Origin of the sequence: Neobacillus niacini, from assembly GCF_023715785.1 — a bacterium.
Taxonomy (GTDB): Bacteria; Bacillota; Bacilli; order Bacillales; family Cytobacillaceae; genus Neobacillus; species Neobacillus niacini_E.
Window position 1 is genome coordinate 449,499 of record NZ_JAMBOX010000001.1, and the last position, 13,312, is coordinate 462,810.

At 41.6% G+C, this 13,312-nt stretch carries 11 protein-coding genes; 1 reads left to right on the forward strand and 10 read right to left on the reverse strand.

What is annotated here, in order from left to right; translation table 11 throughout:
• Positions 1-113 precede the first annotated feature (113 nt).
• Entirely contained in the window at positions 114-311 is a 198-nt protein-coding gene (locus tag M3234_RS02195) for a DUF378 domain-containing protein (protein ID WP_262303107.1), read from the reverse strand.
• A 223-nt stretch (positions 312-534) separates the two neighbouring features.
• Here M3234_RS02195 and M3234_RS02200 point away from each other — a divergent pair, with 223 nt between their 5' ends.
• Entirely contained in the window at positions 535-1,416 is an 882-nt protein-coding gene (locus M3234_RS02200; protein ID WP_262303108.1) for a MerR family transcriptional regulator, read from the forward strand.
• A 38-nt stretch (positions 1,417-1,454) separates the two neighbouring features.
• On the opposite strand, the gene M3234_RS02205 is transcribed toward M3234_RS02200, so the two are convergent.
• The 9 genes from M3234_RS02205 to M3234_RS02245 form a co-directional block, all read right to left on the reverse strand.
• Positions 1,455-1,673, reverse strand: coding sequence for a hypothetical protein (locus tag M3234_RS02205; RefSeq protein ID WP_262303109.1), 219 nt, complete (start codon positions 1,671-1,673; stop codon positions 1,455-1,457).
• Positions 1,674-2,553: 880 nt separating this feature from the next.
• Entirely contained in the window at positions 2,554-3,681 is a 1,128-nt protein-coding gene (locus tag M3234_RS02210; protein WP_262303110.1) for an ABC transporter permease, read from the reverse strand.
• Positions 3,668-4,387 carry an ABC transporter ATP-binding protein gene (locus M3234_RS02215; RefSeq protein ID WP_262303111.1) on the reverse strand — a complete coding sequence of 240 codons (720 nt, stop codon included), beginning with the start codon at positions 4,385-4,387 and terminating at the stop codon, positions 3,668-3,670. The genes M3234_RS02210 and M3234_RS02215 overlap by 14 nt, the downstream gene beginning before the upstream one ends.
• Before the next feature lie 425 nt (positions 4,388-4,812).
• Positions 4,813-7,485 (reverse strand): penicillin-binding protein 1A, encoded by a 2,673-nt coding sequence (locus M3234_RS02220; RefSeq protein ID WP_262303112.1) that lies wholly within the window; start codon positions 7,483-7,485, stop codon positions 4,813-4,815.
• Between the two features lie 340 nt (positions 7,486-7,825).
• On the reverse strand, positions 7,826-8,986 hold the full coding sequence (locus M3234_RS02225) for an ABC transporter permease (protein WP_262303113.1): 1,161 nt from the start codon (positions 8,984-8,986) through the stop codon (positions 7,826-7,828).
• 12 nt (positions 8,987-8,998) lie between these two features.
• Positions 8,999-10,219 carry an ABC transporter permease gene (locus M3234_RS02230; protein WP_262303114.1) on the reverse strand — a complete coding sequence of 407 codons (1,221 nt, stop codon included), beginning with the start codon at positions 10,217-10,219 and terminating at the stop codon, positions 8,999-9,001.
• A 13-nt stretch (positions 10,220-10,232) separates the two neighbouring features.
• Positions 10,233-11,162, reverse strand: coding sequence for an ABC transporter ATP-binding protein (locus M3234_RS02235; RefSeq protein ID WP_262303115.1), 930 nt, complete (start codon positions 11,160-11,162; stop codon positions 10,233-10,235).
• Positions 11,163-11,300: 138 nt separating this feature from the next.
• Positions 11,301-11,990: a response regulator gene (locus M3234_RS02240; protein WP_262303116.1), complete on the reverse strand. Its 690-nt coding sequence runs from the start codon at positions 11,988-11,990 to the stop codon at positions 11,301-11,303.
• Entirely contained in the window at positions 11,987-13,240 is a 1,254-nt protein-coding gene (locus tag M3234_RS02245; RefSeq protein WP_262303117.1) for a sensor histidine kinase, read from the reverse strand. The genes M3234_RS02240 and M3234_RS02245 overlap by 4 nt, the downstream gene beginning before the upstream one ends.
• Positions 13,241-13,312 lie beyond the last annotated feature (72 nt).

The following is a 13,312-nucleotide window of genomic DNA, read 5'->3' on the forward strand; positions in this document are numbered from 1 at the left end:
AGGTAATTTAGCATTAAAAATATAACTTTTTTTAAATAGATGGTAAAAAAACAGTAGCTGTAACATGACAGCTACCGAAACTCCTAATCGATCTCATCCCATTTTTTAAACGTTTATTTTGAAACCTTCGATAAAAGACTAATACTATAGATAGCTGCAAGGCCAACAAGGATATATACAATTCTTGCAAAGAGACTGTCCATCCCGCCAAACAAGCCTCCGACCAAATCCCATTTAAACAGTCCGACTAATAACCAATTTAAGCCACCAACAATAACTAATACTAAAGCAATAAGATTTAAAGTTTTCATCTCCATTACCCTCATTATAGTTTTTGTATAACTTACTGTTAATATTATACAAATACTATACATAAAGTGCAATTGTTTTTTAAAATTAAAAACATTTAGATTAGAACTTATTTATAAAGGCAATATACTACGTAACCTTGGACTTACGGCATCCTCACACTGGTCCCCCTTGAATCATGTGTAGGTTTTGTATAAAATATGTATAACTATAGTGAGGTGATGGATGATGTACAGTATAAAAAAAGTGTCTGAATTACTCGACATCCCCTCTGTAACAATAAGAGCCTGGGAAAATAGATATCATGTAGTCAATCCGATGCGAACGGAAGGTGGACACCGCTTATACAGTAAAAAAGATATTGAAACCTTAAAATGGTTAAAAGAACAAACGACAAAGAATCATATGAAAATTAGTGAGGCTGTCCAACTTTTAAATCAGTCAACATACAAGCCTATTGAAACCACACCCATTAGCCGTTCTCATGAGAATCTAAAAGCCAAATTGTATCAAGCGCTCATTGAAATGGATACCCAAGAGGCTAACGATATCATTGAAGTGGCTTTTTCAATGTTCGAATACGAATATGTCTTCAATCACATTTTGGCAGAATTACTGTATCGAATTGGTGATGACTGGGAAAATGGCAAAATTACTGTTGCTCAAGAACACTTTGCTTCTCAATTCGTCATGAACCGGTTTGCTCAGTTTTTAAGAATTCTACCCGTAAACAGGTCGCTGCCCAAAATCTTAGCTTTTTGTCCGGAGGGAGAAGATCATCACATTGGACTGATGCTATTTAGCCTGTTTCTGCGAAAAAAAGGACATGAAGTGATTTATTTAGGCCCGAATACACCTTTCGATGGTTTATTGGATGTAATGGAAAACAAGCAACTTTCTATCATTGCCATTTCTCTTACCAACCCCGCTCATATCGAGAGGGTTGAAAGATGGATTCAAGCTTGTTTAAAAACAAATACCCATTTAAGGTTTGTAATCGGTGGTAAAGGTGTTCTTAGAAGTCAGCAAAGAGATACACAATCCGTTTCTTATTTTACTGATTCAGATTGGGAATCATTGTATGAATCAAAATTCGCATTAGAATAAAAAAGCAGGACTGTTTATCAGCCCTGTCATTTACTAATTTACAATAATGCATCCGCATTTTTTATACCTTTTAAAAGCTTATCCGTTAATTGAAGCATGAACCGAATCCCTTTTTGACCATATCCAAATTGGTTTAAGGTTCCGATGAGATAAGCATCCGTCGCAGGATGGTAAAACAGAAACGCACCGGTAGAGCCAGCATTCCCCCAAGAGTTAAACTTGGCTGGCATTAACACAGGAACCGTTTTTATGTTCATCACTCCATACCCATAATCGATTCCTAAAAAGAATTTACCGCAGTCTTTTTTTCATTTTTTCAAGCGTTTCTTTCGACTCAGCGGCTTTCGGATTGTCAAGAAAGTTTTCTTTGAGTCTTATATCGACCGAGATCAAGAAAAATCCAGGAGTTCGGTCGTTTAGAACAGCTCTTATCGACCGAGACCAAAGAAAATCCAAGAGTTCGGTCGTTTAGAGCGGCTCTTATCGACCGAGACCAAAGAAAATCCAAGAGTTCGGTCGTTTAGAGCGGCTCTTATCGACCGAGACCAAGGAAAATCCAGGAGTTCGGTCGTTTAGAACAGCTCTTATCGACCGAGACCAAAGAAAATCCAAGAGTTCGGTCGTTTAGAACGGCTCTTATCGACCGAGACCAAGGAAAATCCAGGAGTTCGGTCGTTTAGAACGGCTCTTATCGACCGAGATCAAGAAAAATCCAAGAGTTCGGTCGTTTAGAACGGCTCTTATCGACCGAGACCAAGGAAAATCCAAGAGTTCGGTCGTTTAGAACGGCTCTTATCGACCGAGATCAAGAAAAATCCAAGAGTTCGGTCGTTTAGAACGGCTCTTATCGACCGAGATCAAGAAAAATCCAAGAGTTCGGTCGTTTAGAACGGCTCTTATCGACCGAGATCAAGAAAAATTCAAGAGTTCGGTCGTTTACAAGCACTCATTTCAACCGATACAAAGGACTTTCAAAATTTATAATAGTTACTAAACTAGTATAATAATTTAAAGGAAGTAGAAGATGATAATTCTGGTTCAGAAAGCTGTTTTTTAGTAAAAGATATTACTAAGCATGGCTTTATCATTCAGTTAGACTTTGAATTCTTCCTTTTTATAGTCATATCCATTATGAAGTCAATTCCAGTATGCCCAAAGTGCGATTGCCGCGAGTGGAACGAGCCATGTGGCGGTTAGAGAGCGTTTTTTGGCTTTGGCGATGATGATTTCCTTTTCAGTTATGGCCCCAAGATTCCTTGTGAAAGGATGGCTGATGAAGGTCTTCCAAATTCCTTCTTGTATTTTATAGCCTGCAAACAGAATGAACAGGAACACAATAAATTTTACTTTTGACGGAATAATTGTCATTCCGTTGAATGAAATAAAAAGGAAGTACAGATACAGCTTCAACTGCCTGCCTTTGCGAATATGCCATTTCCAGTACATTTCCGTCATCACTTTTTCAGGAGACCGCTCAGAAAAGATAGCCCTCGAATTCTTATTTAGAAACGGGTATTTGCGCACCCTCTGAATGCCTTCAATTTCACCGGACTGCCTCATAAATATGGCTGCCCATTTCCACTTCTCATTCCGTTCCCGTTCCGCTTCAGCGTGGAAAAATCTTACTGGACAGTTTTCCTCTTTTAGCAAAAAAACTAACATTGCCAAAATAAACACGGTGGTGCAAATAAAAATAATATACGGGCCAAATATAGAATAAAACCCTGTACTATAAACAATAAATGCCATAATGGCAAAAGCCCTGTACCACCATCTCAGCCCCCGCAGCAAAAACCACCTAGATGCCAACTTTATAAAGAGGCTCCAAATGAATACATAAAAATAAATGATGGTGACGAAAGGAGCAGAGAGTTGGTAGCCTACTTTAAAAATGGGCAATATGTAAAGAATTAGCAAGGCTGTCTCCAGACTAGTCTTTAAAACCGTATACCATTTTCCAGCTTGAATAAGAGTTTGATAGTATTTGAGATTCTGAATAACAAATAATTCATCAGCACGCTCAATATACGTTCTTACGGGAGAAAATTGAAAGGCAAAAAACAAAATCATTCCAAGCAAACTAACATTGGTAAAAGATGTCCAGGCCGGAGGGGCTTGCCAAAGCTGAAAATCAATCACGCCAAGCGCAATGATGGCCGGAACCACAATATACAAAAAAACCGTCCAATCTATCACCAGGCCAAACGCGCTCAGCTGAAATTTGACCTCTCGCTTATTTCTTCTTATATATTCAACCCAAGCCATGGTGAAGATCCTCATCAATTAGATAATCAAAACAATCCAGCAAACTTCCGCCTGGCAGCCGGCACTTTGTTTGAAGGTCGACAAGCGTGCCTTGCGTAAACATTGTTCCTTTCGATAGCAGAATGAACTTGTCGCAAAGCTTTTCAGCCGTATCCAAAACATGCGTACACATTAATATGCCAGTCCCTTTTGACCGTTCGACATCCATCATCTGTAATAATAGTTTGGTAGCACGCGGATCAAGCCCAATGAAAGGCTCATCAATTATTAACAGTTCAGGAGAAGGAAGCAAAGCCAGAATAAGCATGATTTTTTGCTGCGTTCCTTTCGATAAGCTTTGCGGCAGCTGATGAATAAACTTCTCAACACGAAAAGTTTTCACCAATTCCATCGCTCTCTCCTTCCAGTTCGGAATTTCCCGCATGACACCGCTATATTCAATCTGTTCCCAGACTGTCAACTCATCATAAAACACCGGCCGTTCCGGTACATATCCATACGCGTTATCCTTTGAACGGAGGGTGATTTCCCCTTCCATCCAAGAAAGCTGTCCAAGAATAGCCTTAATCGTTGTGCTTTTGCCAGCGCCATTTTCCCCGATCAATCCAACAAGCTCGCCCGCTTCGACCGTAAAGGAGACATTCTCAATGACACTTTCATCTGCGCTATACCCTGCCTTTTGCAGTTTAACTATTAACCGATCCATGGTGTCCATCCCTCACCTTATTACCTTTTCTATACGAATAATAATAGCACTTAAATAATTCCTTGGTAAAAGGGGTAACTCACCCCGTTTGGACCCGACGATTAGACTTCATAGCTGGTAAAGAAAGTTCCAGTGTAATACAGTTTGTTTAAAGCGTTAGATTTTTAATATATCAACAAGCAAATAACCTTCAGCAACAAAAGTCCGCTTTTTGACTTTTATAGCCGAAGGTATTTGACCCCGAGGGGCTAGGCGCTAGAGTTGGATTCAGAAAACTATTATAGTTATCCATCATAAATCAATTTTATAAATTCCTTAACACTAAAAAAATGCCTGTCACTCCCCAATAATATCGTTAATTTCGACAAAGTTCGGGTGATGACAGGCCCTTTTTTTAGACGGTCTCCTTTACTGATTACCTAAGGTTATTGATTTTTTTTCGTGTCTCCATTCCCTGATTCTGCCTCTCCGACATTCCCATTGTCATTATTGTCACTCTTCTCTTTGTTATCTACTGTAACAGAAGTGGAAGTTGGTTCACTCGTTCCCGTATGATTGGAAGCCACTACCGTAATGACATACTTTTGCCCTGGCTGTGGATTGCTTATCGATGCATCCGTACCTGGTGTTGTGATCAATGTTTGGGTGTTGCCATTTACCGTATACATAACGGTATAGGTTACATTTTGTGCATTGTCCTTATTGTGTTTCCAATCGATGTTAATTTGGTTCGATTTTTTATCATATTTAGCCTTCAAATCTTTTGGACTTTTTAGCACTTCAACATTTCCTTCAACCGTTCCTTCAACCGTTAAGGAAGCAGAAGCGGCATCACTCTTGCCACCTTCTGTCACAGCTACCACATTAAATACATATGGCTTCCCTTTTTCCGGACTTGGCAGCACCGCTTGCCTGTCACTCGTTGGTGGAAGGTTCGTTGTGTTTCCATCCACGGTATAAGAAACCTCAAAGGTGGCTGCGGAGTCAGTTTCAGAACTGTAATTCCAAGTTAAAACAATTCTGTCTGAAGCTTCATCGTAGACTGCCTTCACATCTGTCGGTTTATCAGCCTTTGGCGGCTTCGGTTTTTCCCCGCCTTTGACGTAGTATTCGTTGCCGGATTTTAGAACACTTTTTGGTTGTTTAAATGTCTCCTTGCTTGCATCTACCCGCGACAGGATGGCTTTAAATACTAATTTAGAAAAACTCGCACTCTGACTTCCTAAAAAGTCATCTTTTGACTTTGTTTCGGTGTAGCCGGTCCACACCGCACCGGTGTATTGCGGCGTATATCCGACAAACCAGGCATCCCTGGTCGCATTACCCGGCAGACCATATTTGGCGATTGCCGACTTGTCGAAGCTAGTCGTTCCTGTTTTGCCCGCTAAATCAAGACCTGGAATATTGGCCATCTTCCCTGTGCCGGAATCCACGACCGTCCGCAGCATATCGGTGATAAGGAAGGCTGTATAATCCTCCATCACTTTCTTTTTATCTGAAGCCAATTTCTGTTCTGTTCCATCCGCAAAAATAACTTTTGAAACCGTATAGGGTTCAATATAAAAACCGCCATTCCCAAATGCGGCATACGCACCGGCCATATTCAGCGGGGATGCTGCATCAATGGCACCGATGGCATTCGATTCAATTTCCTTTTGCTTATCTGAAATCGGGAAACCAATACTATTGGCAAAATCGGTCGCATAATCTGCTCCTACTTCTTGATACGTTTTTAACGCCGGAATATTCCGCGACCATGCCAAGTGATCCCTTATCGTTCTACTTCCAGCATAAGAACGGTTGGCATTGCGAATCGGTGTCCCATTCGAGTATTGGTATGGTTCATCCGTTAAAACGTGCCCGGTCGACCATTGGAATTTTTCAATGGCTGGGCCGTAATCCAAAATCGGTTTAATCGTCGAGCCAGGATGGCGTTTAATCTTTGTGGCATAGTTATAGCCCCCGGCTTGATAATTTCGACCGCCCCCGATGGCTTTGATCGCACCTGTTTGCGTATCCAAAATGACAACGGCTGACTGTAATCTTTCATTATCTGGAAATTGGATAATCTCATTTTTAGATAGGACATCTTCGGTTATTTGCTGGATTTCCGGGTCAATGGTTGTATAAATTTTCAATCCGTCTTCAAAAATATTTGCACCTGTTTTGGTTTGAACTTCCTGAATCACCGTATCTACAAAAGCCTGGTATTTGTTGGTTTGCCTTTGTTGAATATGCAACGTATCGGCAATCGGTGTGCTTTGTGCCTTCTTCATATCCGCTTCAGAAATGTAGTCGTGTCGATTCATATAGTTAAGAACCATATTTCTTCGTTTTTCTGCATTGGCTAGGTTACTTTCAACAGTAGGAATATAGTTATTTGGGCTTTGCGGAATCCCCGCCAGCAGGGCCGCTTGTTCGAGCGTTAATTGATTTAACTCATCAGGACCCAAGCCGAAGAATCTTTCTGCCGCTTTTGCCACCCCATAAACGTCACTGCCATATAGATTTTTATTAAAATACATTTCAAGGATTTGATCTTTAGAAAATTTTCTTTCTAATTGAACGGCCAAATACCATTCCTGCACCTTTCGAGTAATCGTTTTTTCAGTTGTTAAAAATGAATTTTTCACAATTTGCTGGGTGATTGTGCTTCCGCCTTGAGAAGTACCAGAAGTGAGATTTGTCCCAACGGCAACAAGTGTCCGTTTCACATCAATCCCGTGATGCTTGTAAAAACGGGCGTCTTCCGTTGCTAAAACCGCATTTTTTAGGACATCCGGTATCTGCTTTATTGAAATATCATCCCGCTTTTCGGTACCGATCTCGGCTATTACAGTTTTCTCATCTGCCGCATATACTTCAGATGATAATGGATCTTTCAATAGTGTTTCGTCAAACTTTGGTGCATCTTTGATGATCCATAGAAAAGCACCAGCGCCCACTAGGAGCATAACCAACCCCAGGGTTAGACAAATATAGAAAACTTTTTTCCATGCGATTTTTCCACGTTTCTTGCTCTTAGGCTGTTTTGAAGCTCTTTGCTGCTGCCCTTGGATTTTTTTCCGCTCTATGCGAGAACGATAATCTTCTGACATGTTTCGTATACCTACCTTTTTTATGGCTTCTATAAAACTTCTGTTTTTTCTATTATCCCATGATTAATTAATTGAAAAAATGATCCATTAAAAAATCTGCCTTGTTCACCCATTATACGAACTATTATTACCCAACAGCACGACTTTTTTCAACTTTTGCGATATTGTTTAATAAACTTGGTACAACTTTCTTTTATAGTACGGCACATAAAGTCTAGGTAGAATGATTATTGGAATAATGTACAAAAAGCGGCAAGCCCCTAAGGTGAAGGGCTTGCCGCTGTCTCTAAAACTGCTGTTTTTTGTACTATAGTATTCTAGGTATGGACAATTTCGAGTTTTACTCATAACGTACTCTAGAAATGCCCACGGCCATAAATACCGCGGCAAATCCGAGCAATATTCCAATGGACCCAAGTACATCAAGTAAAGTTCCTCCATGAGTCATAACCGTTTTAAATCCTTCCATCGCCCAGTACTGAGGCACAAACAGAGCCATCTTTTGCATGAAATCGGGCACTAGCTCTATTGGCCAATAGACACCACCAAGCATACATGTTGGGGAGATAATGATGATTCCCATTAGCATTTGCTGCTCTGCTGTTTTCACGAATCCCGCTACCATCAATCCAAGTCCAATGGCACATAACAACAGCGCAGATACTAAGCAGAACTGAGCCAACAAATTCCCCCATACAGTTCCGAATATAAAGTGCGAAGCTGTCATTAATATGGCCATCTGCAGCCATCCGATGATAAGAAAGGAGAGCATATAGCCACCCATGATGTTAAAGCGTGATGAAGGAGTAGAGAGCAAACGGTACCATACACCGATTTTTCTGGCTTCCAAGATTTTACCTGTTACAATCGTTAATGTAATCATGAGAAACAAGATGACAAATCCTACTAATCTCTCGGATTGATTGTTAGAACGATCGAGTGAACTTCCTTTTGAAATGTTCTTAGCGTCGACCGTTATTAAATTTGTCCCTAATGCAGCAGACATGCTTTGATAGCTCGCCGTCAAATCTGCCCCCGTACTATTGGGATTCACCAAGTAAGCAGCTTTTATTTTAATGGATTCCTGTGCCATGGCATTATCAATCATTTGCCGAATAGAACCGGCTATACTTAAATCTGGTCCATGCCGGAAGGCTACTTCTGGTTTCTTACCATTGAAAAGCTGCCCAGCAAATCCTGATGGAATCGTAATCATTCCGGAGATGCTTTTATTACTTAATTGTTTCTCTGCCTCGCTTCGTTCCATTAACTTGATGTCTAACCATTCTTCCTGCCCCATCTTCTTCACGAGTTCCTGAGAGATTGCCGTTTTATCTTGATCGACCAAGGCAATTTTGAACGAAGTGGCAGCATTGTTTCCACCTACTCCAGCAAATAAAAAAGTGAAGATGAGCGGCATCATGAACATGAGTATATAAGATGAAGGTTTCTGATATACACGTGCGATTTCAAATGTACTAATTGACCATATACGTCCCATTCTATTCTCCTCCTACTGATAACGTAAACGCAAAGTTCCAATGAGCAGTGTTACCGTTCCGATCGCTAGTAATACAACACTGGGCAGCAGCAATGCTTGCCAGGTAGTACCGCTCATACTATCGATAAAGCCATTTAATGCCCAAGTATTTGGTGTGATATGTGCGATCTTCTGCATGAAATCCGGGAATACGGTGATCGGCACCATAGAACCACCTAGCGCTGCGAGAATTTGTACACCAAGTCCCGAGATCGTCTCGACTGCTTGCTCATTTGCGATCATAGCCGCGATCATCATTGACAAACCAGATACAGCAATGGCATACGTCAAGCCTATGACAATGCTTTGCAACACATTTTCTCCCCAGTTTACTCCAAATGCAGCATTCGTAGCCCCCATAAAGATCAGCAGTTGAAGAATGGAGAAGGCAAGTGTCCCTACATATTTCCCTAGTAAAATACTCGTTTTGCTTGTCGGTGTGTTCATTAACCGTGCCAATGTCTCTGTAGAGCGTTCATTAATGATCATTTTTGCTCCAACGGTTGCATTATAAAGCAGGAACATAGCTAACATCGCGGCAGCATAGTACTGCATGCTGGAAACTGCCTTTTTTCCAATCGGCTGGTCTACGACAAAGGAATCTTCACTTCCTGCTGCCTCACCTAATTGACCGATTACTTCTGCTGCAAGTGATTCAAAATTGACAGAGACGGCTGCTGCTGTTTGCTTTGGATTGGCCAACTGCGTTGTGACCTCTTTAGAAGCCTTAGCTACAGCTCCCACACGATTTGCATAGGACGTAACAATCGAGCGTACAAATTGCGAAATCAATGGTTTTCCTTGATCTTGCAGTACTTCTAGCTGCGTCGATTCTGCTGCCCCTATTTTTTGGCTAAAATCTTGAGGGATGATCAATCCCACATCATTTTTTCCTTCGATAACTTGTAATTCTACTTTTTCTTTACTGGTAAACGAATGGATCGTTATATTTGACGCTAACCGTTCGTTCTGCAGCACGTCTTCAATAAGGCGAGTGCCTATTTCTCCTGCATCGGCATTGTATACCGCAATCGTCATCTTTGGCATGGAATTAGTGTCATCAGTCAACACTCCGTTCAGCGCCGTACCTAAGATCGCTGTAAGCAGGATAGGCAGAAATAAGAAGAGCGCCATTCCTTTACGATCCTTCAAGCGAATTTTTATATCTTTCCACGCAATAATCCATACTTTCATTACTGACTCCTCCTTAGTCTCTTAACGTGCGTCCGGTTAATTGCAGGAAAACAGATTCCAGATTCGGTTCCTGAACATCAACGGATAATACTTGTAATCCCGATTGTACGACGAGGGCGACCGCATCACCCAAAGCTTGTCGTGCATCCGAGGTATAGATCGTGATCAGTTCGCCGTCTGCTTTCACGCTTTGCACATTTTGAATGGTCCCTAGTGTATCAATTAATTCTGGACTACTTACATTTACTTTAATTTGAATGGAAGTCGCTCCCACTAATCGATTGCAAAGCTCAGCTTTTGTACCAGATGCAATGACCAGGCCCTGGTCAACGATGGCAATTCGCTCGCACAAGTACTCGACTTCCTCCATGTAGTGGCTCGTATAAATGACCGTCATACCTTCTTGGTTCAGCTTCTTAACAGTTTCTAGAATATGATTTCTTGATTGTGGATCGATTCCAACGGTAGGTTCATCCATAATCAGTAACTCTGGTTTATGCATGAGAGCCGCTCCGATATTAATACGACGTTTCATACCCCCCGAGTAATTTTCAATTTTCTCTTTTGCTCGGTCCTGTAAGCCTACGATTTCCAATACTTCTTCCGTACGCTTCTTTGCTTCCACTCTGCTCAGGCCATACATCCGACCCCAGAAGTACAAATTCTCTCTTGCAGAGATCGTCGGATACAAAGCAATATCTTGTGGAACAACTCCTATCTTACGTTTGACTTCCATCGGATTTTTGTTAATGGACACTCCGCCTACGGTTACATCTCCGCTGCTGCTCTCAATCAGTCCGCAAATCATCGAGATGGTCGTTGATTTTCCTGCACCGTTTGGACCCAGCAATCCAAAAGATTCACCTTTGTTAACTGAAAATGTAACACCCCGAACAACTTCACGATTTCCAAAGCTTTTCTTTAAATTATCTACTTTTAACAATGTCAGCACCTCTTTTTTCTTGTTCTGTTACGTTCAGTTTACCTGATTCGATTACTGCTTCCATCTATCGGAAGGGAGATTTTGACCATGCAAAAAAGCGACCCTTTAGGATCGCTTCGGATGTGACTATGCTAAAAGTCATGTATCAAAAGTAGTGATGCCATGTCGGACGGCAAATATGGCCGCTTGTGTCCGGTCGCGTAACCCAAGCTTCGTGATGAGATTAGATACGTGGTTCTTTACCGTTCCTTCCGATATAAATAGGAGTTCTCCAATTTCACGATTGCTTAGCCCATACCCAAGCTGCTTTAAAACCTCCATTTCGCGCTCTGTCAGCCCCTCTGGGATCTGAAGGGGTAAAGAAATTAGACTAGCGCTAGATGAAGCAGCTTCTCCCTGTCCTTCGGTTCTTCGTTTCAGTTCGGCAAAAACTTGTGCGGTTAAGTCGGGAGGCAATACGACACCACCTGCTTGTACGGTCATAATCGCTTGCACGATCATTTCAGCGGGCATATCTTTTAGCAGATATCCACTTGCTCCTTCGTTTAACGCATCGAAGATCAAGTCACTATCATTAAATGTAGTCAAGATAAGCACCTTGGTTTCTGGCAGATGTTCACGAATGAGACGGGTCCCCTCCACACCATCAACTCCAGGCATACGAATATCCATCAATACGAGATCCGGCTTTTCGCGTTTTGCCGCTTCCAAAGCCTCGGCGCCGTTCGATGCTGTACCGACTACCTCTATCTCCTTCGTAAGACTCAGGATGGTTTTCAAGCCATCTCGCATCAATTGTTGGTCATCTGTAATAATAATTCGAATCATGCCTCTGCTCCTCCATACGTCCAAGTTTTCGTTTGTATCGGAATGGTGATCTGCACACGAAACCCCTGGCCCTCTACACTTTCAAATTGGATGGATCCGCTATGTTCCTGCAGCCGTTCCCGCATATTGATGAGACCAAATCCCGGTACCACTTCCGCCGCACCATAGCCATTATCTACGATCATAATATCAATTTGATCATCATTTGTATGCAATGTCACCTCAGCTTCTGATGCATTGCCATGACGTTTGGCATTGGTCAACGATTCTTGAATAAGGCGAAAAATCATTGGTTGCAACGAAGTTGAAATCCGCGTGAGATCACCTTGTACCCGTAGAGACGTTACCATACCAGTCATGTCTGAAAAGTCTTTCATTAACTTTCTTAGCTTATCTGTAAGCGTGAGATGGATTCCTCCTTCGTCACGAAGTGCGCGAACAGACAATCGTACTTCCTGTAACGCCGATCTGGCTAACTCTTCACAGCGGTTTAATGTATCTTCCGCCTGTTTGAGATCGTGTTGTTGCAGCATGCGTGCTGCTTGGAGCTGGACAATCAGGGCGGTCATTGTATGTCCAACGGTATCATGGATGTCACGAGCAATTTTGTTCCGCTCACTCGCAGCAGTCAGGTCCTCCACTTGCTTTGCATAAATCCTAAGCTGATCATGTGTATCTTGAAGCTCGGAATGAGAATGAACCAAACTTTCATATTGCTCCGCTATTTTTGCTCTAGCTTTAAATAAATAGCCTACCATAATCCCTACAAAACTAGAATTCAACACAAAGCCAAGATTAATTAACATATCCATAAACCGGAAATGCCCTGTGTGCAAATAGTTGAGAGTCCAGAGATAAGTCCAGACGATTGCAAACAATAAGCTGGCGATTAGAATGATTCTTCGGTTATTTGTAAAGATTAGCAGCGTAATGCCAATAATCCCAAAATTAATTTGATAGAGTGTCAGAGTTGGAAAGATAATTCCAAAAGCGATGGTTACGATAAAATCAATACTTGTCCACAGGAGGTGATACTTCGTCGTTCGCTTATTAAAATGAAGAAAGTGTGTAAGTGTATAAACAAGCATTGCAGCTATTACGAAAACGATTTTCCAGTACGCAATAGCTTCATTGGTGAATATATAGCTTCCCCCTATGAGAAGAAACATAATTAACCGTAATTCTCGCATGAAATAAAAGGTAATCGGAACATCTTTCCGCTGCTCTTCCCTGAATTCCCACAATCTCATAATCCCATCTCCTCAACTAATAGCCTGCTGCTTCGACACTTGAAAATAAGCGTACCGCTTGTTTGAAGTCAA

Bases quoted from the DNA above. Each gene is read 5' to 3' on its own strand.
- M3234_RS02215 (WP_262303111.1), bottom strand. From the start codon at position 4,387: ATGGATCGGTTAATAGTTAAACTGCAAAAGGCAGGGTATAGCGCAGAT.
- M3234_RS02240 (WP_262303116.1), bottom strand. From the start codon at position 11,990: ATGATTCGAATTATTATTACAGATGACCAACAATTGATGCGAGATGGC.
- M3234_RS02245 (WP_262303117.1), bottom strand. From the start codon at position 13,240: ATGAGATTGTGGGAATTCAGGGAAGAGCAGCGGAAAGATGTTCCGATT.
- M3234_RS02230 (WP_262303114.1), bottom strand. From the start codon at position 10,219: ATGAAAGTATGGATTATTGCGTGGAAAGATATAAAAATTCGCTTGAAG.
- M3234_RS02210 (WP_262303110.1), bottom strand. From the start codon at position 3,681: ATGGCTTGGGTTGAATATATAAGAAGAAATAAGCGAGAGGTCAAATTT.
- M3234_RS02220 (WP_262303112.1), bottom strand. From the start codon at position 7,485: ATGTCAGAAGATTATCGTTCTCGCATAGAGCGGAAAAAAATCCAAGGG.
- M3234_RS02205 (WP_262303109.1), bottom strand. From the start codon at position 1,673: ATGAACATAAAAACGGTTCCTGTGTTAATGCCAGCCAAGTTTAACTCT.
- M3234_RS02195 (WP_262303107.1), bottom strand. From the start codon at position 311: ATGAAAACTTTAAATCTTATTGCTTTAGTATTAGTTATTGTTGGTGGC.
- M3234_RS02225 (WP_262303113.1), bottom strand. From the start codon at position 8,986: ATGGGACGTATATGGTCAATTAGTACATTTGAAATCGCACGTGTATAT.
- M3234_RS02200 (WP_262303108.1), top strand. From the start codon at position 535: ATGATGTACAGTATAAAAAAAGTGTCTGAATTACTCGACATCCCCTCT.